Here is a 24844-nt window from a genome sequence, read left to right on the forward strand (position 1 = left end):
CGTCTCTTTTAAATTGTATTATAGTTGATTTAATATCCAGTTTGTTGCATCTTCAAAGTTTTCTGCAATGTAGTTTGGCTCAATATGTGCCCACCTGTCTCGGTACGTATGTAAAGCATCGTATCCAGCGCCTGTTCGTACTAATATTGTTGTCGCATTCACTTTTTCACCTGCCACAATATCAGTCCAACGATCACCAACTACAGCACATTGTGTTAAATCAAGCCCATGTTTTTCCGCTGCTTTTAGAAGCATGCCTGTACTTGGTTTACGGCATTCACAACCATCACCATGTTTGTGAGGACAAACGTAAATATCATCAAAACCGAAACCTTTTAATTCTTGTACAAAATCAGCTACAGTCGCTATTCCATCCGCGATACCTGGTTGATTTGTGAAAGAGAAAATTTTTATATTCTGAGCTTTTATTTTTTGCAGAGCTGCTTTTGTAAAGGGGAATAATGTAAAAGAACCAGGGTAATGTATTGTAGTGTCGCCGCCAATTGTACCGTCACGATCAATGAAAATTGCTTTAATGTTTGTCATATTTATAGTCCCTTCAAGTAAAAAGTAGTTTAAAAATGTTTTACAAATCGATATCCATTTACTTCATAACCTAATTTTTTGTAAAAAGGATGTGCTTCTACTCTTTTTGTTCCACTAACTAGCCATGTTCCAATGCAATGATGCTTCTTTGCTAATTGTTCTGCATAATCCATTAACACCTGTCCAATGCCTTTCCGCCGTATTGTAGAATCGACGCTAATAATTGAAATTTCTCCATAACGAGTTACATCTTCTAAATTTTCGCGTATACGAAACCCGAGTAATCCAAATATAGTTTCTTCTTCCACATAAACATATAAAAAATCAAAAGGACTCATTTGTACGAATTGCAAGCGGTTGTTCATATCTTCATAGGAAATAGAGGAACCTTTTAATTCTTTCGTTAAAGAACAAAGTGCATCTATATCATCTATCGTCGCTTCACGAATTTGAAAAGACATATTATTCACTCCAATAAAATGTAATCAAACATTTAATATTCTGTTAAAAAATGTTTTTTCCTGCTATGAAAATAAATATTTTATAATGATATATAAATAGTTATACTTCTTCATTTTTATTTATTACCAGCTGTAATTGCCGGGATTATTTTTATAGTATGGATTGGTTGGATTGTATTTTTACCATAGAAAAAGAGCCGAAAATGGCTCTTTTTCTAATCTGTCACACATTGATAAATAAAATATACTAAAACGAGTATGCTTGCGGCGGAATACATGACATCTAAAGTCATTTGGTCGCCTCCTTATTGTTGTTGTATTTTATTGTATGAAATCTTACAATTTCATATTCAAGTGAAAAATATGTGAACGTTAACAAAATTGTAAAGTGCAAAAATTACAATCATTTTGTATAATAGAAGAAACAACCGTTATATAAAGTGAAACTTTAATCAGTGGGGGGGGTCTTCATCCCCCACTGATTATTAGCCTTCACCAATCGGGCTTTTACGGGCAGTTGATCCCCCGCCTAACTTCTTTGCCTTCGCTGAATTTTGAGGTGGGGGTCTTACTTGCCCGTTAATGCGGGATAAAATATAATGAGTGAAAGGGGAGGGAACATAAATGCCAAATTGGTTTAGAAAAACCTTAGTCGCATTAATTACCGTATTTACATTTGGTTTAGTGACGCCTCCTTCCATATTGCTTGATAATGCCAAAGCTGCGGACAAGCCTACGAGCACAGCTGGGCAACAAAATTTGGAGAGTACGTCCTATACATATGAAGAAACGAATGACAGGTTAACCACCGATACTTTTATTACTTATGCAATGCAAGAAGCAGAGAAGCAGTCGATGCAAAAGTTTGGAACTAAAATTGGTCCAGTAATTGAAGATGAGTTTAAAGATGTAATATTACCGAAAATTGAAGAGGCAATTGCTGAGCTTGCCAATGATGTTCCAGAGGAATCGTTACAATCATTATCGATTTCTCAGAAACCAGCTGGTGGAAATAATGAAAAGATTTTTCACGTTTACGATACGAAATCTGGAAATGACTTACTACGATTTCATGTAAGAAGAGATCATCCACCGCAAGATGGTTATTATTTCAATTTCCATTATCATCGTTTTGATGATGGATACTCTGGACATCATGAACTAGGAAATATTTATTGGAATACGAATGTACCGCCAAAATGGCTTTCTTAAAAAGAACAAGAGAAAATCTTGTTCTTTTTTTGTTGATAAAAGGGTAAGACAACTATGTTGTTGAATAACATATGTTTAGGAAAAAAGAAGAAAAGGGAGTATGGAAATGCAAAAATATATTGTTTTTGACTTTGATGGCACATTAGTAGATTCACAAAATATATTTGTACCGATCTATAATCAAATAGCTGAAAAGCATGGTTATAAAACAGTAAGGGAAGAAGAAATTGAGCATTTACGTAAATTAACGATGCCCGAGAGATGTAAACAACTCGATGTACCACTGTATAAACTACCGATATTAGCGTTAGAGTTTTATAAATTATATCAACCAGCTATAAAAGATCTCGTTTTGTTCCATGGGATGAAGGATGTATTAGATGAATTACATAAAAAAGGCTACGGGATTGCCGTCATATCCTCTAACTCAGAAGAGCATATTCGGGCGTTTTTACATAATAATGGTATCGAAAATATTCAAGAAGTGTATTGTTCTAAAAATTTGTTCGGTAAAGACAAAATGATAAAAAGGTTTTTAAAATCAAAAAAAATAACAGAGCAAGAAATGTTATATGTCGGTGATGAACAGCGAGATGTAGCAGCGTGTAAAAAGGCTGGTGTGAACGTAATTTGGGTATCTTGGGGGTATGATGTCATTGAAACAGTGAAAAAAGATGCACCAGATTATATGGTTCATACGCCTATGGAAATTGTACAAGTCGTACAAGGGGCACATTCTTAATATGAATACACTTCGAGCAGGTATTCATCATATTGAATTTTGGGTCGCGAATTTAGAGGAGTCTATTTCTTTTTATGATAAATTGTTTTCGATAATTGGATGGAGAAAGTTAAATGAAGTAGCATATAGTACGGGAGAAAGTGAAATATATTTTAAAGAGGTGGACGGGGAAATTGTAAGGACTTTAGGGCCTAGACATATTTGTTATCAAGCTATTCGTAGAGAAATAGTTGATGAAGTAGCAGATTTTCTTGCTAGTACAAAAGTGAAGGTAATACGTGGTCCGATAGAAATGAATCATTATTCGGACGGATACTATACGGTTGATTTTTACGATCCGAATGGATTTATTATAGAAGTAGCGTATACACCAAATGTAGAAATATAAGGGGAATAAACATGAAGACAATTGCAGCACGGCAAAACAATATACAAATAGTAAAGGATGCAGCAAATATTGAAGAAATTTCTAAAGGTTTCTCACCTGATAAAAAATATATCATTACGACTATTAAAGATGAAAAGTATTTGTTACGGACAGGCGATATAAAAGAGTTTGAAAGAAAGAAAATAGAGTTTCAAATTTTAAATGAAATGCAAAAACGTAGTGTGCAAGCACAAAGGCCAATTGAAATGGGTTTGTTGGAAGAAGAAGGTTTATGCTACGGTGTTTTTTCGTATATAGAAGGAGAAGATGCGAAAAAATTGTTGCCTACATATACACTAAAAGAACAATATGATATTGGTATAGAAGCAGGAAAAGATTTAGCAAAAATGCATACATATGAAGCTCCTAAGGGGATACTTCCATGGTATGAAAGAGCCATGAAAAAACATCGAAAATATTTAGAGGCATACAAAACATGCGGAATAAAAATAAAAAATGATGATAAAATCATTAAGTTTATAGATGAAAATGAAATGTATGTACAAAACCGCCCAAATCGATTTCAACACGATGATTTTCATTTAGAAAATATAATTGTGCGGGATGGGAAATATGTAGGTGTTGTTGATTTTAATGGTTATGACTGGGGCGACCCACTTCATGATTTTGTAAAAATTGCACTATTTGCAAGAGACATTAGTATTCCGTATTCCATTGGACAAATTACGGGATATTATAACGGGAAAATACCGGATGAGTTTTGGAGATTATATGCGGTATACGTTGGGATGACGGTTTTCTCTTCAGTTGTTTGGAGTTTACGAGCAGCACCGCATATGTTAGAGGATACGTTAGAACGCCTTGCTATTGTTTTAGAGGATCATAAAAACTTTGAATTATCGAAGCCGATTTGGTTTGGTAGTGAAATGATAAATGAAGAATAGGAAAAGTAGGTGTGTTATCTCACACCTACTTTTTTTATTATTAAAATAATTATTTAATTTTCTTAAATGTAAGCGGCTGAGTACTTAACGTAGCTGGCACATGTAACTGAAGGGATGGAAATTCACCATTCACACTCATTTCATAAGCGAATAATAAACTCATTTTCATTCGGAATAAGTCAACTTTTGCAGAGAAGATGTCGTAATGATGATGTGTTAATTGAATGTCCATTTCCATGAATTGCACAAATAATGAATCATCTCGCTTGTATACTTGTAATGTTCCGTATGCAGGATGTTCGAAAGTACCAGTATAATCCTCTAATTTGTGAGAAGGTGTAGTCCCTTTAATTTGCTCAGGAAGGGATTCAGTTGCTTCTTTCATCATTTCCTTCATTTTTTCAGTATCTTCTGCAGCACGTTTATGCCAATCGATGCCTTCTAATTCAAGTAGCTCGTCATAAATTTGGTTAGCAAGATAAGTAGGAAGTAATGTGCCTCCAGCATTCGTTAAAATGACAAGACCTACATTTTCTTTTGGCATGAATGAAACAAGTGCCGAAAATCCATCAATATTACCGCCATGATGAATCACTTTGTTACCACGATAAGCGCTAATAAACCAACCGAGGCCGTAACTATTTAATGGAGATTCAGGGAGTGATAGAACTGGTTGATCTGGAATTGAATTGTGTGGTGTATACATTTGTTGTAATAATTCAGAGGAGATTAATTCATGATCTCCAAACTTTCCTTTGTTTAAGTGAAGAAGTACCCAATTTGCCATATCTTCAATTGTAGAATTAATACACCCAGCAGCGCCAACTGTATCGATGTTACGGAATGGAACTTCTTTTATTTCACCGTCTTTTTCAATGTAAGGTAAAGCATAATCCTCTGTAATTTGTGAATCTGTAACAGAGAAGTTTGTATGCCTCATATTTAAAGGTTCTAAAATATGTTCTGTAGCGTATTGCTCCCACGTTTGATTTGTAATGTTTTCAACAATGCAGCTAATTGTCGCATACATTAAGTTGTTATATAAAAATGCTGTTCGGAACGGTGCATCAAGTGGTAAATGTTTTATTTTTTCAACGAGATCTTTTCGAGATAAGGAAGAGCTGTACCAAAGAGCATCATGACGACTCACTCCAGTGCGGTGAGAGGCTAAATCCCGTCCTGTAACTTGTGAGGTAGCAAGTAGTTCACATAAAGAGAAGTTAGGTATATAAGACTGGACAGGAGTATCCCAATTAAACTTTTTTTGTTGTGCTAACAAGCTTAATGAAAGTGTGCCAAAAGCTTTCGTTGAGGAACCGATTGCGAACCGGGTGCTCGGTGTAACAGCCTCTTTTGTTTCTATATTTCGATAGCCGAAACCTTCTGAAAGAATAACTTCACCGTCTTTTATAACAGCTACAGCAGCACCAGGAACTTTTAAATCCTTCATCATTTTTTCAACCGTAGTTTGTAACGAAGTCATAACAGGAGTTTCAATTTTAGACATACTTCTAACCTCCAAATTTAAATTTTGTCCTACCGCACTATACTTTCGGTAATAGAAAATGAAAACCTTTTTAAATATGGAAAGTTAATAATTTTGTAAGAATTACTGAAAATAATTTTTATTTATCAAGATTATTAAATTTGTTGTTTTTCATGTTATGATAAATTTCATATAAGATTGAAAGAAGGTTTTTTTACATATGAAACATGCTGAATATGAATACTTAAATTTATGCCGCCATGTAATGGAGCACGGTACGAAGAAAGAAGATCGTACAGGGACAGGGACTGTATCTGTATTTGGATATCAAATGCGTTTTGATCTGAGTAAAGGATTTCCTTTATTAACGACAAAGAGAGTACCATTTCGCCTTGTAGCAAGTGAACTACTTTGGTTTATGAAAGGTGATACAAACATTCGCTATTTATTGCAGCATAATAATAACATTTGGAATGAATGGGCATTTAAGAGCTGGGTAGAAAGTGACGAGTATACTGGGCCTGATATGACAGATTTCGGTCTTCGTTCACAACAAGATGAGGAATTTAAAGTGCAATATGATGAGCAAATGGACCTATTTAAAAAGAATGTTTTAGAAGATGATGATTTTTCGAATAAATATGGCTACTTAGGAGACGTATATGGCAAGCAATGGCGTGCTTGGAAAACGACGGCTGGTGAAACACTGGATCAACTAAAAGATGTAATTGAAATGATTAAAAAAACGCCAGATTCACGTCGCCTAATCGTTTCTGCTTGGAATCCTGAAGACGTACCGAGTATGGCATTACCGCCTTGTCATACGCTATTCCAATTTTATGTAGCGGACGGAAAACTTTCTTGTCAGCTATATCAAAGAAGTGGCGACATCTTCCTTGGAATTCCATTTAACATCGCAAGTTATTCACTACTAACACATTTAATTGCACATGAATGCGGTCTTGAAGTAGGAGAATTTGTTCATACAATTGGAGATGCGCATATTTATACGAATCATTTTGAACAAGTAGAAAAACAATTGGCACGTGAACCACGTCCGTTCCCGAAACTTACATTAAATCCAGATGTGAAATCTGTGTTTGATTTTGAGATGGAAGATTTAACGATTGAAGGATATGATCCACACCCAGCGATTAAAGCACCGGTTGCAGTGTAATTGTAGAGGAGATGACAAGATGATTGTTTCATTTATGGTCGCAATGGACGAGAATAGAGTAATTGGTAAAGATAATAACTTACCTTGGCGTTTACCGAGTGAATTACAGTATGTAAAGAAAACGACGATGGGTCACCCACTTATTATGGGGAGAAAGAACTATGAAGCAATTGGTAGACCATTGCCTGGAAGACGTAATATTATTGTAACTCGTAATGAAGGGTATCATGTAGAAGGCTGCGAAGTAGCTCATACTGTAGAAGAAGTGTTTGAACTATGTAAAAATGAAGAAGAGATTTTTATTTTTGGCGGAGCGCAAATTTATGATCTCTTTTTACCGTATGTAGACAAGTTATATATAACAAAAATCCACTACGCATTTGAAGGAGACACATTCTTCCCAGAAATGGATATGACAAATTGGAAAGAGATTTTTGTAGAAAAAGGTTTAACGGATGAAAAAAATCCGTATACGTATTATTACCATGTATATGAGAAACAACAATAATAATAAAAATTGATGTGAGTATTCGCATCAATTTTTTTATTTGTATTTATAAATGTAAGTTTATAGATGGTATTCAATAATGCTATAATGAAAGGTAGCATGTGAAAAATGCTAAAATTTTCAAAAGTATTACTATAGAAAGAGGAGGAGAATCAGTTGAGAAAAATATGGGGGATTCTTTTTCTTTGCTTAACATTCATGTTAGTTGGATGTGGTAAAGAAGAAAAACCACAAGAAGCGTTTGATACATATGTAAAATCATGGAATAAACAAAAATTTACAGATATGTACGATCAATTATCAGAAAATGCAAAAAAAGATATTTCCAAGAAAGAGTTTACTGAGAAATATGAAAAAATTTATTCTGGTATTGAAGTGAAAGACTTAAAGGTAGAAACAGGGGAAGTAAAAGAAGATAAAAAAGATGAAGGCCCTGTTCCTTTTAAAGTAAGCATGGATACAGTTGGTGGTAAAATCACTTTTGGTCATGAAGCAAAAATGGTGAAAGAAAAAGATGGAGATAAAGAATCTTGGAAAATAGATTGGACACCTGATTTCATTTTCCCTGGCATGACAAAAGATAGTAAAGTGCGTATGCAAACAACAGAGCCAAAACGTGGTGAAATATACGATCGTAATGGAAAAGGTCTGGCGACGAATGGGAAAGCTTCTGAGATCGGAATCGTTCCAGAAAAATTAGATGAAACTGCTCCGCAAACGAAAGAAGCAGTAGCTAAGTTGTTAAATATGTCTGTAGAAGAAATTGATCAAAAACTAACTGCTAAATGGGTAAAACCAGGGTATCTTGTACCAATTGGAATTTTACCTGAAGGGGCAACGCAAAATACGTATATTGATTTACCTGGTGTTGCAACAAAACCTGTAAATGTTCGTACATATCCGTTAGGGGAAGCGGCAGCTCATCTAACTGGTTATATCGGAAAGGTAAATGCTGAAGATTTAAAAACGCTACAAAAGAAAGGCTACCAAGCTGATGAGCCAGTTGGTAAAGCTGGATTAGAGCAAGTATTGGAAGAAAAGCTACGCGGTAAAAAAGGTGGCCGTGTCTTTGTAGAAGATGCACAAGGAAAAGAAATTAAAAATTTAGCAAAAACAGAAGCTGTTGATGGAGAAAATGTAACTTTAACTATCGATAGTGCTGTTCAAGAAAAAACGTATAATGAAATGAAGGGCGAAGCTGGTTCAAGTGCGGCAATTAATCCGAAAAGTGGAGAAACAATTGCACTTGTAAGTAGTCCAGCATATGATCCTAATTTAATTGCACGAGGAACATCGAAAGCACAACGTGAAGCTTGGAATAATGATCCGAAAAAACCGATGACGAACCGATTTACACAATTATCGGTACCAGGTTCTGTATTTAAGCCAATTACAGCTGCAATCGGTCTTGAAACGAAAACGATTGATCCAAAAGAAGAATTGAAAATTGAAGGATTGAAATGGACAAAAGATTCTTCTTGGGGCAATTATTACGTAACACGTGTGAAAGATGCAAATCCGATTGATTTGGATAAGGCAATGAAATATTCGGATAATATTTACTTCGCACAAGAAGCTTTAAAAATCGGAAAAGATAAATTTATGAGTGAAGCGAAAAAATTCGGATTCGATGAGAAATTACCAATTGAATATGGATTCCCAGCTTCTAAAATCGCAAATGATGGTATTAAAAATGATATTCAAATGGCAGATACAGGATATGGTCAAGGACAAGTGTTAATGACTCCTCTTCATCTAGCTTTAACATATGCGCCAATTGTAAATGATGGAACAATTCCGTCACCATATATCATTAAAACAGATAAACAACCAAAAGCTTGGAAAGAAAATGTCATTTCAAAAGGAAATCAGGATATATTAAAAACTGCTATGACTAAAGTAATTAATGATCCGGATGGTACAGGGAAAATTGCTAAAATTGATGGTATGACCCTTGCTGGAAAAACAGGTACAGCGGAATTAAAAGTATCTAAAGAGGCCGAAGGAAAAGAACTAGGCTGGTTCGCTGCATTTGATTTAAATGCACCTGATATGGTCATTACAATGATGATTGAAGATGTAAAAGGTAGAGGTGGAAGTAACATTCCAGCTGAAAAAGTGAAACATATTTTTCAAAAATAAAGGTTGATGAAGGACTATCTCCATGATATATGGAGGTAGTTTTTTATTTAGTTAACATTTTAAATGGAAATATATAATTTATAGATTACAAAACAACTTATTAACTTACGAAAAAAAAGTAGCTATTTTTTATTGACATGAAGCGAGAGATTTTGTATTATACTTACATAAGGTAAGTTATTTACTTTCGAATTATAAATCTCAAATTAAAGATAAAATTAAAGGGAGAGAATACAATGACAAAAGTACTATTTATCACAGCAAATCCAAATTCAGCAGAAGGTTCTTTCGGAATGGCAGTAGGAGAAGCTTTCATCGAAGCTTATAAAAACGAGCATCCACAAGACGAAGTTGTAACAGTTGATTTATTCAATACGACTGTACCAGCAATTGATGCAGATGTATTTGCTGCTTGGGGTAAATTTGCAGCAGGTGAAGGCTTTGAAACTTTAACAGAAGTTCAACAACAAAAAGTTGCAGCAATGAACACAAACTTAGAAACATTTATGCATGCAGATCGTTATGTATTCGTAACTCCAATGTGGAACTTTAGCTATCCACCAGTAGTAAAAGCATACTTAGATAACTTAGCAATCGCAGGCAAAACATTCAAATATACTGAAAATGGTCCAGTTGGCTTATTAGAAGGCAAAAAAGCACTTCACATTCAAGCAACAGGTGGCGTTTATTCTGAAGGAGCATACGCAGCTGTAGACTTCGGTCGTAATCACTTGAAAACAGTATTAGGATTCATCGGTGTAAATGAAACTGAATATATTGCAGTTGAAGGTATGAATGCTAATCCTGAAAAAGCACAAGAAATTAAAGAAGCAGCAATTGCTAACGCACGTGAATTAGCAAAACGTTTCTAATATAGAATACTTAAAAATGTCCAAACACTTGTTGTTTGGACATTTTTTCTTCTTTTTCCTTCGTTTGTCTAGTATAATGAAGGTCGGAATGATAATAGGTGGGGGTTCTGTATGATTCAAACGTTTTTTAAAATCTTTTATTTAATTTTAATTGTAATTGCGATTACACCGAGAATGTGGCGTCTTAAAAAACAAGTAAATACGATGTCACCGCAAGAAAAAGATAATGCTGTATATAAAACGACAAATTGGTTTGGTAAAAAAATGGTACGTGTTGCTGGTGGGGCAGTAGAAGTAAAAGGGCTTGAAAATGTTCCGAAAGACAAGCCGGTACTAGTTGTAAGTAATCATCAAAGTAATATGGATATTCCTGTTTTACTAGGTTACTTAAATAAACCAATTGGATTCGTTTCAAAGGCAGAGATTAAGAAGTTTCCAGTTGTACCAACTTGGATGGAACTTATGAATTGTGTATTTATGGTTCGTAATGATCGTCGTCAATCTCTTCAAGCGATTAAAGATGGAATTGAACTATTAAAGAATGGACATTCTATCGTAATTTTCCCTGAAGGAACGAGAAGTAAGGGTGGCGAAATTGGAGAGTTTAAAGCTGGTAGTTTTCACCTAGCAGTAAAATCTGGTGTAGCAATCTTACCTGTAACGTTAGATGGTACATATAAAATGTTTGAAGCGAATGGAAATCGTATGAAACGAGCTCATGCAACAGTAACGATTTCTAAGCCGATTACACCTGAAGAGTATGCGAATATGGATATTAAAGAATTAACGAAGCATACACAGGATGTTATCGCATCACAATTACATAAGTAATAAAAAAGGTTTCAGCTTTCATCAAGCTGAAACCTTTTTTATTACGCTGCAGGTAAGACGTAAAAGAGTACACAGAAGAACATCATTGCACTACCACCTAAAACGAAGAGGTGCCAAATGGCATGGTTGAAAGGTAGCTTTTCCCAAAGGAAGAAGATTGCCCCGACTGAATATAAAATGCCACCTGCTAAAAGTAGTGAAAAACCATGTCCAGTTAGATTTTCGTAAAGTGGTTTAATAGCAACGATTATGAGCCAGCCCATAATGATGTAACATAAAGTGGATGCTTTTATAAAACGGCGTACAAAGAAAATTTTGAAGACAATACCGCCAATTGCAAGTGTCCATATAATTGCGAGTAACGTCCAACCTAAAGGTCCACGAAGTGTAATGAGTAGAAAAGGAGTATATGTGCCAGCGATTAATAAATAGATGGCTGAGTGATCTAAAATAGTAAATAATTTTTCTACTTTTGGATGGTGAATGCTATGTAGCAACGTTGAAAACAAGTACAGTAAGAACATGCTTACACCATAAACGGTAAATGCAACAACAGCTGATGCGGTACCGTGCTTAGAAGCATGAATAATCAATATGATTAAGGCAGGGATGCTTAAAATGGCACCGATACCATGTGTAATTGCATTTGCAATTTCTTCTTTTACAAATTGGGTCATTCGTGTCATTTTTTCAGTCATAATGCAAATCCTTTCTACTATCATGAAATAATATGTCATTTCCCTTACCATATCATACACAAGAGCAATAGAAAATGAAATTTGTATAATTGATTATATTTTTGAATTTTTTTGACAAAAGACGATGGATTTGTTGACGTTTTCAAACTTTTTTGACAAAATAAAATTATGCAATAGTAGGACAAGAAATCTACTAATAAAGGGGATGGGGAAATGTTTTCAAATATTGGCTTTCCAGGGTTAATTTTAATCTTAGTAGCTGTACTAATATTATTTGGGCCTAAAAAATTGCCGGAAATCGGAAAGGCTTTAGGGGAAACGTTAAAAGAATTCAAAAAATCAACGAAAGAATTGACTGATGACGCATTTCAAGAGAAGGAAAAGAAAGAAAAAATGTAATGGATTTTCCTCGTAATGGATAAGTAAAGTGTGGTGAACGAGATGGAAGATCGGGAAATGAGTGTAGTAGAACATATCGTTGAGCTTCGCAAACGAGTAATTTATACAGTGTTATCCTTTGTATTATTTTTAATTATTGGATTTACTTTTACGAAGGATATTTATTTTTGGCTTGTAAAAGATTTACCAATGAAATTAACTGTTCTCGGTCCAAGTGATGTATTGTGGATTTTTTTCTCGATTGCTACAGTATTTGCTATCGTTTGTACAATTCCTTTTGCTGCTATACAAATTTGGTTATTTGTAAAACCAGGTTTACATCCAAATGAACAAAAGATGACTGTAATGTATATACCGGTATTGTCTATATTATTTATTGCAGGTTTAAGTTTTGGATATTTTATTGTAATGCCGTTTTTATTTCATTTTTTAACTACGATAGGTAATGAAATGTTTAATACGATGTTTACGACAGAAAAGTATTTTCATTTTGTACTTAATTTAACAGTTCCATTTGCTGTGATTTTTGAATTACCTGTAGTGGTAATGTTTTTAACGAGTATTGGCATACTTACGGCGGAGTTTCTAATAAAAATAAGAAGGTATGCTTACGTAGCATTGATTATCATTGCCTCGTGTATATCACCGCCAGATTTTTTATCTCATAGTTTAGTTGCGGTACCGCTTATTTGTATTTATGAAATTAGTATTGCCTTATCAAAGATTGTTAGTAAGCGAAAAAAGAAAAGGGAAGAAGAAATACAGTCGAAAAGTGCCTCGTTATAAAGGCACTTTTTTAATTATTTGTTATACTATGGCTATAAACGTATACAATATAAAGAAGAAAAAAATAATAGAATCTCCAAAATTTAGACAAACTTTGCACCTTTATAAGTTTATACTGAATGTATTAAGCAATTTACGGATAACGAGATTCCCGTCTCACGTGATAATTAGGACGGGGGATGGATTAGGTGGAGATGAATAGAGAATAAATCTACTAACCATAAGGACTAAAGGGATCATCTAAGGATACTTTTGTATTCAAAGGAGTCTCCACTTTAAACAACGTGTTACAGCGTAAAGTAGAGGAAGTTCAAAATCCAATGAAAAAGAGGATTGATATTGTGATTACGAAAAGTTTTTATTTCACTCATTCAACAGGGGATTGTATTAAAATATTCGAAATCCCTGTCCTACAGGCGCAGCATCCATTATCGTTTCTAATTCAGTCTCGTCTTCAATTATTTATTGCAAAAATTCAAAAACAAAAGCACCCAAGATTTTCGTATTCTTTCCGTGAATATTTACAAAAATGTTTGAAGTGGAATGATTATTTAAATGTATATAAAACAAATACCCTTGAAAAAAACGCATAAATTAGAGCAGGACAGAGTCAGGAATACTCTGTCTTTTTATTTTAGGTATAAAAATATAATTAATTTGATGAAATTTCGTTCGAAATTGTTGAAAGCATTAGGAATGCTAGTATAATAACAAGGAGAGCGTATTGGAAAGGGAAGAAGGATAGTATGCAAAAAATTAAAATTGTAACAGATTCAACGGCAGATTTATCACAAGATGTAATCGAGAAGTATGACATTCATGTTTTACCATTATCAATCTCTGTAAATGGACAAACATATTTAGATCGCGTTGATTTACAACCTGATGAGTTTATTGAAGAAATGATTAAATCAGAGGAACTACCAAAAACATCACAACCAGCTATGGGTACATTTGTAGAAATGTATGACAAGCTAGGTGAAGATGGAAGTGAAGTACTTTCTATCCATATGACAAGTGGAATGAGTGGTACTGTTGCGACTGCAAATAGTGCTGCATCGATGACTGATACAAAAGTAACAGTTGTTGATTCACAATTTATTACACATGCTTTAGCATATCAAGTAATAGAAGCTGCAAAAATGGCAAATGAAGGACGCTCACTAGAAGAAATTTTAAAACGTGTAGATGAAGTGAGAAAGAATACTCGTTTATATGTAGTGGTAGATACATTAGAAAACTTAGTGAAGGGTGGACGTATCGGTAAAGGAAAAGCGTTTATCGGTTCGCTACTTAATATAAAGCCAATTGCTAGCCTTGAAGACGGTGTTTATAACCCTGTAACGAAAGTGCGCAGTCAAGGCCAAATTGTAAAAACGTTAGCTAAGTTATTTGAGCAAGATACAGCAGGAAAAGTTGTAAAAGCTGTTGCGATTCCGCATGCAAAAGCAATTCCTTTAGCTGAAAGTATGAAAGCAGCTGTGGAAAAAGTGAGTGGATTTACTCAATCAGAAATTTTCTATACAACGCCTATTATTAGTACTCATACAGGTCCGGGTGCAATTGGATTTATGTATTTAGCAGAGTAATAAAAAAGCTACTTGAAAATATATTTCAAGTAGCTTTTTTATCCCGCATTAACGGACAGTAAGACCCTCACCTCAAAATTCAGCGAAAGCAAAGAAGTTAGGTGTGAGATCAACGGTCCGTAAATGCCCGATTGGTGAAGGCTAATAATCAGTGAGGATGATGAACAACCCCCACTGATTAAAGTTTCACTTTATGTGAATAGAAAGTAAGAAATGAGAAGGGCTATACAGGCGCTCCCGCTAATGATGTAGCGAGTCTGTAAATATTCATTCATAGAAAACACCCTTTATGATTTTCTATATTATATGATGGATATAGAAAATAAGTAGTTACATTACACTTGTAAAGTTTCGATTTTTTCTTGTACTTGTTTTTTATTTGTGTCGCTATTATAAGTAAAAGTTTGGCCTAAAAAGAGTACATGCAGTTGTTCCCACGGTAACATACGCAAATTCCAATTACTTCGAAGTTTTGTTATTGCCTCGCGAGGTGTTTCATCAGCAAGTGCAAAAGCTCCGTAATGCATTGGAATAAAATGTGTCGCGTTTAAATCTAAATAAGCTTGCACTGCTTCTTCAGGGGAAACATGAGATACTTTCATAAACCATTCTGGTTCATAAGCGCCAATTGGCATAAGAGCAATATCAATTAAAAAGCGCTTTCCAATCTCTTTGAAACCCTGGAAATAGCCGCTGTCGCCACAAAAATAAATGGTTTCCAAAGTCGTTTCATTATCAATAATCCATCCACCCCAGTGAGATGTATTCATGTCAAATAAGGATCTTCTCGTCCAGTGCTGAGCAGGTACGAAGTGAAAAGAAACTTCATTAATCGTCGTACTTTCCCACCATTTATATTCTTCTACATGCGTAAATTTCTTACGAGTAAATAATTTTTTTAATCCGATAGGTACAAGATATAGAACATCATCATTTAACTGACGAAGAGTTGAAATATCTAAATGATCATAATGACCGTGTGAAATAAGGACTATATCAATTTTAGGTAGTTCTTGTATAGTAAGACCTGGTTCAGTAAGCCTCGGAACTAACTTTAATTTATTTGCCCATACTGGATCTGTTAATATATTAAGTCCATTCGTTTGGATAAGAAAAGTAGAATGGCCCACCCATGTGACTGTCGTTTTTTCAACATTGCTTTGCAAAAATGCATTTTGTTTAACAGGTGATTGTTCTACTAAAAAAGAAAAGTCTTTTTTGTTCAGATTTCGTTCTTTACGCCATCTTAAAAAAGAACGAATTGATTTTTTTGTACTGACATTATCCATATTTTCATAGCGCTTTGCCATGAACATCACCTCATTTAAAATCGTTGTAGTTGTATTGTACCGAAATGTTGTTAAGGAATACAGTGTATAACATGGATTAATGTTTAATTAATTGTTAAAAAATAGGGAGAGGTATTTACAATTTTAACAATGAGCTTTGTTTTGCAAATACGATTTAGAGAAATAATAGTGAAAAAACATATTTTGTCTAGTAATTCGCTTGAAATTAAGAAGTATCATACGTAAATTCGTACGATTTCGTGAACAAATGCAGTAAACAATTTTCTCGTAGTGTTAACTTTTGTTATGATGAGCATAACCTATTTAAATTTAGGATAGAGAAAAGAGGTTTATAAATGAAGCGTTATCAAAAACTAATTGGTCTTATGGTTGTATTTTGTCTATTTGTACTCGCTGGATGTAGTGGATCAGGCTCAAAGCTTCGTAAACCATTAAATTGGGATTTAGAAACTTTCCAATTCACAAATCAAGATGGAAAACAATTTGGTACAAAAGATTTAAAAGGGAAAGTATGGGTTGCAGATTTTATGTTCACAAACTGTCAAACAGTTTGTCCGCCAATGACTGCTAATATGGCAAAATTACAGAAGATGGCAAAGGAAGAGAAGTTAGACGTTCAGTTTGTCTCGTTTAGTGTAGATCCAGATCTTGATAAACCAGAAAATCTGAAAGCTTTCATTCAAAAGTTTACAGAAGATACTAGTAATTGGAATTTATTGACGGGTTATTCGTTAGAAGATATTACAAAGTTTTCAAAAGATAATTTCCAATCACTTGTAGATAAGCCAGAGAACGGTCAAGTAATACATGGTACATCATTTTATTTAATTGATCAAAATGGAAAAGTAATGAAAAAGTATAGCGGTATTAGTAATACACCGTACGAAGATATAATACGTGATATGAAGCGATTAGTGGATTAAAAATAAGGGTGCGTAGCACCCTTATTTTTTTACATTAGTCTATAGATAAAATGTCATGCTGTTGTGGAAGTTTCGGTGCACGAATTTCTAACACACCATTTTGATAGGAAGCTTTCGCTGCTTTTTTATTAATGGAATAAGGCAATTTAATCATTCTTGCGGCTTCTGAAATAGACCGTTCTCGGCGATAATAGTTATGAGATGTTTGTTCTTCTGCCTCTTCAAGTATTTCTTCTTTTACAGAGACTTTTAAGTATTCGGTTTGTATTTCAATTTGAATTTGCTCTTTTTGTATACCCGGTAGTTCAGCGGTAACAACGAGTTCTTCATCAACTTCATATAAATCTACAGGGAATGTTAATAAACGATTTCCTTTTTGGAAAAAATGATTCAAATCAGCGATTACATTGCGAAGAGGTGTTTGCTCAAAAAAATCATCAATTTGCTTTAAATAATTGCGAACCGGTGGACGAGAAGAATCTTTTTTTTCTTCACTCATGGTATTCCCTCCTAGAAATCAATTTGCAATATCATATGACAAAAGCGGAGAAAGGTGATTGCCTAATTTTCATGTTTTCATAAAAAAATGTTAAAAATGTGAAATGGAGTGATTTTTTTATAGTTTTTGGTCGCCATATTGAGTTGATTATGCTAGTATAAATAGGGTTGATATAGTAGTATAGAAACAGAATGAAAACCGAAAGAGGGTAAGAAGTATGTGTGGTTTTGTAGGATGTTTATGTGAAAACCCTAGAGAGTTTTCAGAAACAGAAAAACATCAATTTGAAAATATGAACACGATGATTTTCCACCGCGGTCCAGATGACGAAGGATATTTTCGTGATGAACATGTACAATTTGGCTTCCGCCGTTTAAGTATCATTGACTTAGAGGCAGGACATCAGCCGCTAACTTATGAAAATGATCGATATGTAATTATTTTTAATGGTGAAATTTACAATTATGTAGAATTACGCGAAATGTTACTTGAAAAAGGTGCGACTTTCGCAACGCAATCTGATACAGAAGTTATCATTGCATTGTATGCACATATGAAAGAAAAATGTGTAGACTATCTTCGTGGTATGTTTGCATTTATGATTTGGGATCGTGAAGAAAAGAAACTTTTCGGTGCACGTGACCACTTTGGTATTAAACCATTATATATCGCGCAACAAGATGATACTACATTCTTCGCATCTGAGAAGAAAAGTATTATGCATGTAATGGAAGACAAAGGGGTAAACCCAACGTCACTACAACATTACTTTACGTACCAATATGGTCCAGAACCAGAAACATTAACAATTGATGTTAATAAAATTGAGCCTGGTCATTATTTCGTAAAGGAAATCGGTAAAGAGATGGAAATCCATCGCTACTGGAAGCCTTATTTCAATGCTTCAAGCGCAACGAAAGAAGAGCATATCCAAGCAATTCGTGATGTATTATACGATTCAGTAAAAGTACATATGCGAAGTGATGTACCAGTAGGTTCATTCTTATCTGGTGGTATCGATTCATCTATTATCGCTTCTATCGCAAGAGAAATGAATCCGAACCTTTTAACGTTCTCTGTTGGTTTTGAACAACGTGGTTTCAGTGAAGTTGATGTTGCGAAAGAAACTGCTGAGAAATTAGGCGTTAAAAACCATAACGTATTTATTTCAGCGAAAGAATTTATGGATGAGTTCCCAAAAATTATTTGGCATATGGATGATCCTTTAGCAGATCCAGCAGCTGTACCATTGTACTTCGTTGCAAAAGAAGCACGTAAACATGTAACAGTTGTTCTTTCAGGGGAAGGCGCAGACGAGCTATTTGGTGGTTATAACATTTACCGTGAGCCAAACTCACTAAAAATGTTCTCGTACATTCCTAGCCCAGGTAAGAGCGTTCTAAAAGCATTAAGCGGTGCTCTTAAAGAAGGATTTAAAGGAAAGAGCTTCCTAGAGCGTGGATGTACGCCAATTGAGGAGCGCTACTATGGAAACGCGAAAATCTTCCGTGAAGAAGAGAAAGCGGAATTAATGAAGTTCTACAATGAAAGTGTTAACTATATGGATATCACGAAACCATTGTATAACGAGATTAAAGATTATGATGATGTAAGTAAAATGCAGTACATTGACATGTTCACGTGGTTACGTGGTGACATTTTATTAAAAGCTGATAAAATGACAATGGCAAACTCATTAGAACTTCGTGTACCGTTCTTAGATAAAGAAGTATTCGATGTTGCATCAAAAATTCCAACTGAATTAAAGATTGCTAACGGAACTACGAAAGCTATTTTACGTGAAGCAGCACGCGGAATCGTTCCAGATCACGTGTTAGATCGTAAAAAACTTGGATTCCCGGTACCAATTCGTCACTGGTTAAAAGATGAAATGCATGACTGGGCTATAAATATTATAAACGAAAGTAAAACAGATCATTTAATCGACAAACAGTATGTATTAAACTTACTGGAAGCACATTGTGCAGATAAAGGCGATTATAGCCGTAAAATTTGGACTGTACTTGCGTTTATGGTTTGGCACCAAATTTATGTTGAGCATAAATACGATACGAATAAGTTCCACGAAGAAACAAAACGTGCGTATAGCTTAGTTTAATAAGAAAAACCTTAAGACCGCATATGGTCTTAAGGTTTTTTTTCATAAATAGAACGTATTATTGATACAATAATAGTAAAAGGATGGACAACATATGATTGCGTTTGAAAAAGTAACAGTAGAAAATGAAAGCGTTGTTAAAGAAATGTTCCGCTCGCATAATGTAAGTGAGAAACAGGTGCAGTATTGCGTAAAAGTTGATGATACATATATTGGTGTAATAGATTACAGTGTTCAAGAAGAGAGTGTAGTTTTATCTCAATTAATAATTCATTTTGATTATCAAAGTTACGGATATGGAACAAATACGTATTTTACATTTGAAGAGATGATGAAACAAAGAGGTGTGAAAGAGATAAAAGTGTTACAAAAGGAATTAACAGAACAAGCAAAAATTTTCATAGAGAGCTTTGGCTTTAATGAAGAAGATGGAACATACGTGAAGAAAATATAACGATGATTAGTAATGTGCTAAAATAAATATAAGGCAGGTGGATACATGATAATGACTTCTGGTCTTGTATTAATTGGAGGATGTTTTATTTTGGCAGAACTAAGCCATAAGTTCATTCGGAAAAGAGCTAGTAAGAAAAGAAAGCCGTACGAATTACAATATGTACCTGTGTTTTTTATTTTGTTTTGCATGCTTGTTACAGTACAAAATATTACTAATTTCCCGCCACTTTTGAACATTTTTTTAAAGTTCGGTTTGTTATACAGCGGTGTTGGAATGGGTCTTTTATTTATTTTATTTTGCATACGTTATATTCACTATCAATCGTATATATTTATTTTAAATTGGTTAAAGCAAGATGATAGAAACCGCCTTACATAAGGTGGTTTTTTATTTGTAATTGTAACGGAACTTGTACATTTTACATAAAATAGGACGAGTAGCAATGTAAACCTATTACACGAAAGAAAGGAACGAGACAGTGATATGAAACTTGTAATCGACGCAGGTCACGGTGGATATGATTCTGGTGCTGTTGGTAATGGTTTAGTAGAAAAAAACTTAACACTTCAAATAGCGAGACGTGTGCGAGACATTCTATCTGCAAACTACCCAATTACTATTAAAATGACACGTGATAGTGATGTATTTATCTCTTTATCAGAACGTGCTAATATCGCTAATTCTTTTGGAGCAGATTACTTTATCTCATTTCATATAAATAGTGGCGGTGGAACTGGATTTGAAAGTTATATTTATAATGGGTTATCTAACAGTAGCTCCGCATATGCAAAGCAACAAAAAATTCATGCAGCAGTCAATCCTGTATTAACAAAATACGGCCTTCGTGACCGAGAGGCAAAAAAAGCAAATTATGCAGTACTAAGAGAGACTGCAATGGATGCAATTTTAACTGAGACTGCTTTTATTGATACAACGTTTGATGCAAATTTATTGAAAAACCCACAATTTATTGAAGATCTATGTCAAGCATATGTAAACGGAATAGCAGCTATTTTTGGAGTAGCTCCGAATCCAAATCCTCCAAATCCACAACCTCCAAACCCTCAGCCAACACCACAAACGAAGGGAATTGCTTATATACTTGGGAAAAATGTAAATTTAAGAAGTGGCCCATCAACATCATCTTCAGTAATTCGCCAATTAAACTCTCCAGAATCGTATGTCGTATATCAAGAAAGTAACGGATGGTTAGACTTAGGTAACGGACAGTGGGTGTATTATGACCCGTCTTACATTAATTTTGTAAAGACGAGCAATAGTGATGGTAGCGCAATCGGTGTCGCATATATACAAGGAACGAATGTGAATTTAAGAAGTGGTCCATCAACATCATCTTCAGTAATTCGTAAATTAAATAAACCAGAATCTTATTTAGTATTTATTAATCAAAACAGTTGGTTGAACCTTGGTGGAAATCAGTGGGTGTATAATGATCCATCATATATTAAATATAATCAATATTAGGAAATAAATTTATAATTTAATATGAATGCGTATCTATATATAACATAGATACGCATTTTAAGAACGGCCATTATTTACATACTTACACAGATAGTTTCAAAAAGAAACATTTGAATAACGGATAGAATCTAAATAGTATATATTAAAAAAGTTCTCTGATATACATTGACAATGTATGTAATATACATTAACCTTTAGTTGTTAATGATAATCGATTTCATCTAGGGAGGACATATGTTACATACTAAAAAAATGTTTATGTTCTGCATTATGATACTTATGGTTATAATCGCAGGGTGTAGTAAAGAAGAAAAAAAAGAAAATGATCCATCAGCTAAAGCGAAAGATTCTTATACTGTAAAGCATGCAATGGGGGAAACAACAGTAAATGGCACACCTAAAAAAGTTGTTGTTTTAACAAATGAAGGTGCAGAGGCTCTTCTAGCTGTGGGAGTAACGCCAGTTGGAACTACGAAACCGCGTGCGGGTGATGAATGGTACCCTCATTTAGCGAAAGAGTTAAAAGATACGAAAGTTGTAGGAACTGAGCGTGATATTAATTTAGAGGCAGTAATGAAGCTTAAGCCGGATTTAATTATCGGGAATAAAATGCGTCATGAAAAAATATATGAACAATTGAAAGAAATCGCGCCAACTGTATACGCTGAAACATTGCGTGGAGATTGGAAGGAAAACTTTACGCTCTATACAAAGGCTGTAAATAAAGAAAAAGAAGGTCAAAAGGCAATTGAAGATTATAAAAAGCGTATTGAAGGAATGAAAGAGAAGCTAGGAGATAAATTAAGCTCTAAAGTTTCTATTATTCGCTTCGTTCCAGGTGATGTTCGTATATATCAAAAGAACTCATTCTCAGGTGTTGTTTTAAACGATATTGGATTTAAACGACCACCATTACAAGATAAAGATGAATTTGCGATAAAAGGAATTACAAAAGAACAAATTCCAAATATGGACGGGGACTACTTATTCTATTTCACATCTGATAAAGATGGCGATAAGAAGAATGAAGGAAACACGTTAGCAAAAGAATGGACAGAAGACCCACTCTTTAAGCAGCTACAAGCCTCTAAAAATAATAAAGTATTCCAAGTAGATGAAGTAATTTGGAATACAGCAGGCGGTATTAAAGCAGCAAACCTAATGCTAGATGATATTGAAAAATATTTTCTGAAATAAAGTTGAACCAATCAGGCGATTACGGGCCGTTATCTCCCACCTAACCTTGAGGTGAGAGTTTTACTGCCCGTCAATAGCGGGATAAATGAATGGCTGAGTGCATCACTTTAAATAGGTGATGCATTTTTTATTTATATAAATACAGAAAATTCCTTTTTTTCAGTCGTTTTAAGTTGTACAATAAAATCAATCACGTAATAAAGGAGTGGGAAGGAATGAAAGCTACTCATAAAGATTGGATTTTGTTTAATGGGAGAATTGTAAATACGAAGGAAGAACAGCCGATGGTTGCATTAGAAGAGCGAGGTTTCCAATTTGGTGATGGTATATATGAGGTATTCAGACTATACGATGGGAAGCCACATTTATTAGATTTACATTTGGAGCGTTTTTTTAAATCAATGGAAGAAATTAAACTCATTGCACCATTTACAAAGGAAGAGTTAGTAGAAGAGCTACATCAAATGATTGAAAAAAATCAATTTCAAGAAGATGGTAATGTATATTTACAAATATCAAGAGGTGCTCAAGCAAGAAACCATGTATATGAAAAAGACCTTCAACCAACGTATTTTGCAAATATTGTTTCGTTCCCAAGACCAGTCGCTACGATGGAAGTCGGTATAAAAGTAACGGTAGAGGAGGATATAAGATGGAAATTTTGTCATATAAAATCATTAAATCTACTTCCTAATATCATGATTAAAAATAAAATAAATGAACAAGGATATCAAGAAGCGATTTTAGTGCGAGATGGAGTTGTAACAGAGGGATGTCATTCTAATTTTTTCATAGTAAAAAATGATAAACTGATTACACATCCAGCTGATCACTTTATTTTGCATGGTATTACTCGCCATTATGTTATAACATTAGCGAAAGAGTTACATATCGAAGTAGAAGAACGAGAATTTTCATTACAAGAGGTATATGAGGCGGATGAGTGCTTTTTTACAGCGACACCACTCGAAATATTCCCGGTTGTTCAAATTGGCGATGAACAGTTTGCTAGCGGCGAAAGAGGGCCAATTACGAAAAAACTACAATCTGCATATGAAGAAAGTATTAGTTTGTTTAAAGTGACAAATTAATAATGAAGAAAAAAGCTGGTATTCCCCCAGCTTTTTTTCATGATATAATTCAAACATAGGACAGGTTTTGAAAACGCTGTAAAAGGGGATTTAATGTATGAATTATGAAGCTTTTAAAGAGGTAATCCACGGAAGAAGAAGTGTTAGAAAGTTTACAGAACAAGAAGTATCTACTAGTGATATAAAAGAAATTATTGATTGCGCTCGTTATGCACCGAGTGATACGAACTCGCAAACGTGGGAGTTCTTAGTCATTATGAATCGAGAGAAAATTAAAGAAATTGAACAAATGACTTGGGATGCATTACATAAACTTGCGGCAAAAGCAGCAGAAAATGGAGAAGAGAAAGCAGGGAAATTACTTACACGTTCTTTCGGGCCATATGCAACAGCTTTCTCTGAGGCACCAGTATTAATCGTATGTTTGGCAACACCTTATGAATCAAAGTTTCGTGAAAAGATATTTGATCCAATTGCCTTCGTTCCGGATGCAGTGTGGGAAGAGGAAGGAATTAAGAGTAGCTGTTTAGCGGCACAAAACTTAATGCTGGCTGCACATGCGAAGGGTCTTGGTACGTGTCCAATGACAGGGCCTGTATTGTTAGCTCAAAAAGAACTAAGACAATATTTTCAAATTGAGACCGAAAAACAAATAAATATGGTTATTTCACTCGGTTATCCGAAAGATAAACCGAAGAAACTTCCAAGAAAAGAAGTAGATGAGATTACAACGTTTATTTTTTAATCACCAAAATAAAAAGACATTGAAATAACAATGTCTTTTTATTTTGGATAGGTATGTTATTAATTTGTTGGGCTAAAATGATAAATAAGATAAAATTACTATTTATTTCATTAAAAAAATTAATGTTCTATTAAGGAAAGTATGGTACAGTAATCGTGAGCAAGCTACTAGTATTTGTTCATGAAAGTGTTAAAAATCTGTCTCTTATACACATCTGACGCTGCCGACGAAGCTAGA

27 protein-coding genes are annotated in these 24844 nt (G+C 34.3%); 21 read left to right on the top strand and 6 right to left on the bottom strand.

Features of this window, described 5'->3' with window-relative positions; genetic code table 11:
- Window positions 1-18: 18 nt before the first annotated feature.
- The gene (locus tag JDS92_RS01990; protein ID WP_000181775.1) at window positions 19-546 is read right to left on the bottom strand and encodes an HAD-IIIA family hydrolase; all 528 of its coding nucleotides are present in this window, start codon (window positions 544-546) and stop codon (window positions 19-21) included.
- A 29-nt stretch (window positions 547-575) separates the two neighbouring features.
- Complete coding sequence (locus JDS92_RS01995) at window positions 576-1007, bottom strand: GNAT family N-acetyltransferase (protein WP_000009785.1); 432 nt, start codon at window positions 1005-1007, stop codon at window positions 576-578.
- Between the two features lie 624 nt (window positions 1008-1631).
- On the opposite strand from JDS92_RS01995, the gene JDS92_RS02000 reads away from it, so the two are divergent.
- From JDS92_RS02000 to JDS92_RS02015, 4 genes are all read left to right on the top strand, one after another.
- Window positions 1632-2219 (top strand): YpjP family protein, encoded by a 588-nt coding sequence (locus JDS92_RS02000; protein WP_001134417.1) that lies wholly within the window; start codon window positions 1632-1634, stop codon window positions 2217-2219.
- Window positions 2220-2325: 106 nt separating this feature from the next.
- A complete protein-coding gene (locus JDS92_RS02005; RefSeq protein ID WP_001174984.1) occupies window positions 2326-2961 on the top strand; it encodes an HAD family hydrolase in 636 nt (211 codons plus the stop codon).
- A 1-nt stretch (window position 2962) separates the two neighbouring features.
- The gene (locus JDS92_RS02010; RefSeq protein WP_098710800.1) at window positions 2963-3349 is read left to right on the top strand and encodes a VOC family protein; all 387 of its coding nucleotides are present in this window, start codon (window positions 2963-2965) and stop codon (window positions 3347-3349) included.
- An 11-nt stretch (window positions 3350-3360) separates the two neighbouring features.
- Window positions 3361-4293 carry an aminoglycoside phosphotransferase family protein gene (locus JDS92_RS02015; RefSeq protein WP_098710801.1) on the top strand — a complete coding sequence of 311 codons (933 nt, stop codon included), beginning with the start codon at window positions 3361-3363 and terminating at the stop codon, window positions 4291-4293.
- Between the two features lie 49 nt (window positions 4294-4342).
- Here JDS92_RS02015 and JDS92_RS02020 read toward each other — a convergent pair whose 3' ends face one another.
- Window positions 4343-5800 (bottom strand): serine hydrolase, encoded by a 1458-nt coding sequence (locus JDS92_RS02020; protein ID WP_098710802.1) that lies wholly within the window; start codon window positions 5798-5800, stop codon window positions 4343-4345.
- A gap of 199 nt (window positions 5801-5999) precedes the next feature.
- On the opposite strand from JDS92_RS02020, the gene JDS92_RS02025 reads away from it, so the two are divergent.
- From JDS92_RS02025 to JDS92_RS02045, 5 genes are all read left to right on the top strand, one after another.
- Entirely contained in the window at window positions 6000-6956 is a 957-nt protein-coding gene (locus JDS92_RS02025; RefSeq protein WP_000679621.1) for a thymidylate synthase, read from the top strand.
- A 19-nt stretch (window positions 6957-6975) separates the two neighbouring features.
- Window positions 6976-7464, top strand: a complete 489-nt coding sequence (locus JDS92_RS02030; RefSeq protein WP_097953481.1) for a dihydrofolate reductase — start codon at window positions 6976-6978, stop codon at window positions 7462-7464.
- A 156-nt stretch (window positions 7465-7620) separates the two neighbouring features.
- Window positions 7621-9606 (top strand): penicillin-binding protein 3, encoded by a 1986-nt coding sequence (pbpC, locus tag JDS92_RS02035; protein ID WP_098911650.1) that lies wholly within the window; start codon window positions 7621-7623, stop codon window positions 9604-9606.
- Between the two features lie 236 nt (window positions 9607-9842).
- Window positions 9843-10478, top strand: coding sequence for an FMN-dependent NADH-azoreductase (locus tag JDS92_RS02040; protein WP_000170037.1), 636 nt, complete (start codon window positions 9843-9845; stop codon window positions 10476-10478).
- Window positions 10479-10589: 111 nt separating this feature from the next.
- Window positions 10590-11309, top strand: coding sequence for a lysophospholipid acyltransferase family protein (locus tag JDS92_RS02045; RefSeq protein WP_000616566.1), 720 nt, complete (start codon window positions 10590-10592; stop codon window positions 11307-11309).
- Between the two features lie 41 nt (window positions 11310-11350).
- Here JDS92_RS02045 and trhA read toward each other — a convergent pair whose 3' ends face one another.
- Window positions 11351-12007 (bottom strand): PAQR family membrane homeostasis protein TrhA, encoded by a 657-nt coding sequence (trhA, locus tag JDS92_RS02050; RefSeq protein ID WP_087971298.1) that lies wholly within the window; start codon window positions 12005-12007, stop codon window positions 11351-11353.
- Between the two features lie 213 nt (window positions 12008-12220).
- On the opposite strand from trhA, the gene JDS92_RS02055 reads away from it, so the two are divergent.
- From JDS92_RS02055 to JDS92_RS02070, 4 genes are all read left to right on the top strand, one after another.
- Window positions 12221-12406: a twin-arginine translocase TatA/TatE family subunit gene (locus tag JDS92_RS02055; protein WP_000492443.1), complete on the top strand. Its 186-nt coding sequence runs from the start codon at window positions 12221-12223 to the stop codon at window positions 12404-12406.
- 42 nt (window positions 12407-12448) lie between these two features.
- A complete protein-coding gene (gene tatC / locus JDS92_RS02060; protein ID WP_000390131.1) occupies window positions 12449-13192 on the top strand; it encodes a twin-arginine translocase subunit TatC in 744 nt (247 codons plus the stop codon).
- Window positions 13193-13533: 341 nt separating this feature from the next.
- A complete protein-coding gene (locus JDS92_RS02065; RefSeq protein WP_000629011.1) occupies window positions 13534-13785 on the top strand; it encodes a DUF2535 family protein in 252 nt (83 codons plus the stop codon).
- A 153-nt stretch (window positions 13786-13938) separates the two neighbouring features.
- A complete protein-coding gene (locus JDS92_RS02070) occupies window positions 13939-14781 on the top strand; it encodes a DegV family protein (RefSeq protein WP_001169475.1) in 843 nt (280 codons plus the stop codon).
- A gap of 335 nt (window positions 14782-15116) precedes the next feature.
- On the opposite strand, the gene JDS92_RS02075 is transcribed toward JDS92_RS02070, so the two are convergent.
- Entirely contained in the window at window positions 15117-16091 is a 975-nt protein-coding gene (locus tag JDS92_RS02075; RefSeq protein WP_199631444.1) for an MBL fold metallo-hydrolase, read from the bottom strand.
- 335 nt (window positions 16092-16426) lie between these two features.
- Here JDS92_RS02075 and JDS92_RS02080 point away from each other — a divergent pair, with 335 nt between their 5' ends.
- Window positions 16427-17014, top strand: coding sequence for an SCO family protein (locus JDS92_RS02080; RefSeq protein ID WP_000833349.1), 588 nt, complete (start codon window positions 16427-16429; stop codon window positions 17012-17014).
- Window positions 17015-17048: 34 nt separating this feature from the next.
- Here JDS92_RS02080 and JDS92_RS02085 read toward each other — a convergent pair whose 3' ends face one another.
- Window positions 17049-17513, bottom strand: coding sequence for an Hsp20/alpha crystallin family protein (locus tag JDS92_RS02085; protein ID WP_001288081.1), 465 nt, complete (start codon window positions 17511-17513; stop codon window positions 17049-17051).
- Window positions 17514-17730: 217 nt separating this feature from the next.
- On the opposite strand from JDS92_RS02085, the gene asnB reads away from it, so the two are divergent.
- The 7 genes from asnB (at window position 17731) to JDS92_RS02120 (ending at window position 24607) form a co-directional block, all read left to right on the top strand.
- Window positions 17731-19632, top strand: coding sequence for an asparagine synthase (glutamine-hydrolyzing) (gene asnB / locus JDS92_RS02090; protein ID WP_199631445.1), 1902 nt, complete (start codon window positions 17731-17733; stop codon window positions 19630-19632).
- A 94-nt stretch (window positions 19633-19726) separates the two neighbouring features.
- Entirely contained in the window at window positions 19727-20086 is a 360-nt protein-coding gene (locus JDS92_RS02095; protein ID WP_087971295.1) for a GNAT family N-acetyltransferase, read from the top strand.
- Window positions 20087-20137: 51 nt separating this feature from the next.
- Window positions 20138-20467 carry a hypothetical protein gene (locus JDS92_RS02100; RefSeq protein WP_000200454.1) on the top strand — a complete coding sequence of 110 codons (330 nt, stop codon included), beginning with the start codon at window positions 20138-20140 and terminating at the stop codon, window positions 20465-20467.
- A 105-nt stretch (window positions 20468-20572) separates the two neighbouring features.
- Complete coding sequence (locus tag JDS92_RS02105) at window positions 20573-21574, top strand: N-acetylmuramoyl-L-alanine amidase (RefSeq protein WP_199631446.1); 1002 nt, start codon at window positions 20573-20575, stop codon at window positions 21572-21574.
- 234 nt (window positions 21575-21808) lie between these two features.
- Window positions 21809-22771: an ABC transporter substrate-binding protein gene (locus JDS92_RS02110; RefSeq protein ID WP_000903334.1), complete on the top strand. Its 963-nt coding sequence runs from the start codon at window positions 21809-21811 to the stop codon at window positions 22769-22771.
- Window positions 22772-22986: 215 nt separating this feature from the next.
- A complete protein-coding gene (gene dat / locus JDS92_RS02115) occupies window positions 22987-23862 on the top strand; it encodes a D-amino-acid transaminase (protein ID WP_000648376.1) in 876 nt (291 codons plus the stop codon).
- Between the two features lie 97 nt (window positions 23863-23959).
- Window positions 23960-24607, top strand: a complete 648-nt coding sequence (locus tag JDS92_RS02120; RefSeq protein WP_001105130.1) for a nitroreductase family protein — start codon at window positions 23960-23962, stop codon at window positions 24605-24607.
- The last annotated feature ends 237 nt before the right edge of the window (window positions 24608-24844 follow it).

Source organism: Bacillus cereus group sp. N12, assembly GCF_016483575.1.
Classification (GTDB): Bacteria; Bacillota; Bacilli; order Bacillales; family Bacillaceae_G; genus Bacillus_A; species Bacillus_A toyonensis.

Coding starts and splice junctions, on each gene's coding strand:
- JDS92_RS02030 (WP_097953481.1), top strand. CDS start 6,976: ATGATTGTTTCATTTATGGTCGCAATGGACGAGAATAGAGTAATTGGT.
- JDS92_RS01990 (WP_000181775.1), bottom strand. CDS start 546: ATGACAAACATTAAAGCAATTTTCATTGATCGTGACGGTACAATTGGC.
- JDS92_RS02100 (WP_000200454.1), top strand. CDS start 20,138: ATGACTTCTGGTCTTGTATTAATTGGAGGATGTTTTATTTTGGCAGAA.
- JDS92_RS02045 (WP_000616566.1), top strand. CDS start 10,590: ATGATTCAAACGTTTTTTAAAATCTTTTATTTAATTTTAATTGTAATT.
- JDS92_RS02075 (WP_199631444.1), bottom strand. CDS start 16,091: ATGGCAAAGCGCTATGAAAATATGGATAATGTCAGTACAAAAAAATCA.
- JDS92_RS02000 (WP_001134417.1), top strand. CDS start 1,632: ATGCCAAATTGGTTTAGAAAAACCTTAGTCGCATTAATTACCGTATTT.
- JDS92_RS02015 (WP_098710801.1), top strand. CDS start 3,361: ATGAAGACAATTGCAGCACGGCAAAACAATATACAAATAGTAAAGGAT.
- trhA (WP_087971298.1), bottom strand. CDS start 12,007: ATGACTGAAAAAATGACACGAATGACCCAATTTGTAAAAGAAGAAATT.
- JDS92_RS02105 (WP_199631446.1), top strand. CDS start 20,573: ATGAAACTTGTAATCGACGCAGGTCACGGTGGATATGATTCTGGTGCT.
- asnB (WP_199631445.1), top strand. CDS start 17,731: ATGTGTGGTTTTGTAGGATGTTTATGTGAAAACCCTAGAGAGTTTTCA.
- JDS92_RS02010 (WP_098710800.1), top strand. CDS start 2,963: ATGAATACACTTCGAGCAGGTATTCATCATATTGAATTTTGGGTCGCG.
- JDS92_RS02080 (WP_000833349.1), top strand. CDS start 16,427: ATGAAGCGTTATCAAAAACTAATTGGTCTTATGGTTGTATTTTGTCTA.
- JDS92_RS02005 (WP_001174984.1), top strand. CDS start 2,326: ATGCAAAAATATATTGTTTTTGACTTTGATGGCACATTAGTAGATTCA.
- JDS92_RS02120 (WP_001105130.1), top strand. CDS start 23,960: ATGAATTATGAAGCTTTTAAAGAGGTAATCCACGGAAGAAGAAGTGTT.
- JDS92_RS02110 (WP_000903334.1), top strand. CDS start 21,809: ATGTTACATACTAAAAAAATGTTTATGTTCTGCATTATGATACTTATG.
- JDS92_RS02020 (WP_098710802.1), bottom strand. CDS start 5,800: ATGTCTAAAATTGAAACTCCTGTTATGACTTCGTTACAAACTACGGTT.
- JDS92_RS02085 (WP_001288081.1), bottom strand. CDS start 17,513: ATGAGTGAAGAAAAAAAAGATTCTTCTCGTCCACCGGTTCGCAATTAT.
- JDS92_RS02025 (WP_000679621.1), top strand. CDS start 6,000: ATGAAACATGCTGAATATGAATACTTAAATTTATGCCGCCATGTAATG.
- JDS92_RS02095 (WP_087971295.1), top strand. CDS start 19,727: ATGATTGCGTTTGAAAAAGTAACAGTAGAAAATGAAAGCGTTGTTAAA.
- dat (WP_000648376.1), top strand. CDS start 22,987: ATGAAAGCTACTCATAAAGATTGGATTTTGTTTAATGGGAGAATTGTA.
- JDS92_RS02040 (WP_000170037.1), top strand. CDS start 9,843: ATGACAAAAGTACTATTTATCACAGCAAATCCAAATTCAGCAGAAGGT.
- tatC (WP_000390131.1), top strand. CDS start 12,449: ATGGAAGATCGGGAAATGAGTGTAGTAGAACATATCGTTGAGCTTCGC.
- JDS92_RS01995 (WP_000009785.1), bottom strand. CDS start 1,007: ATGTCTTTTCAAATTCGTGAAGCGACGATAGATGATATAGATGCACTT.
- JDS92_RS02070 (WP_001169475.1), top strand. CDS start 13,939: ATGCAAAAAATTAAAATTGTAACAGATTCAACGGCAGATTTATCACAA.
- JDS92_RS02055 (WP_000492443.1), top strand. CDS start 12,221: ATGTTTTCAAATATTGGCTTTCCAGGGTTAATTTTAATCTTAGTAGCT.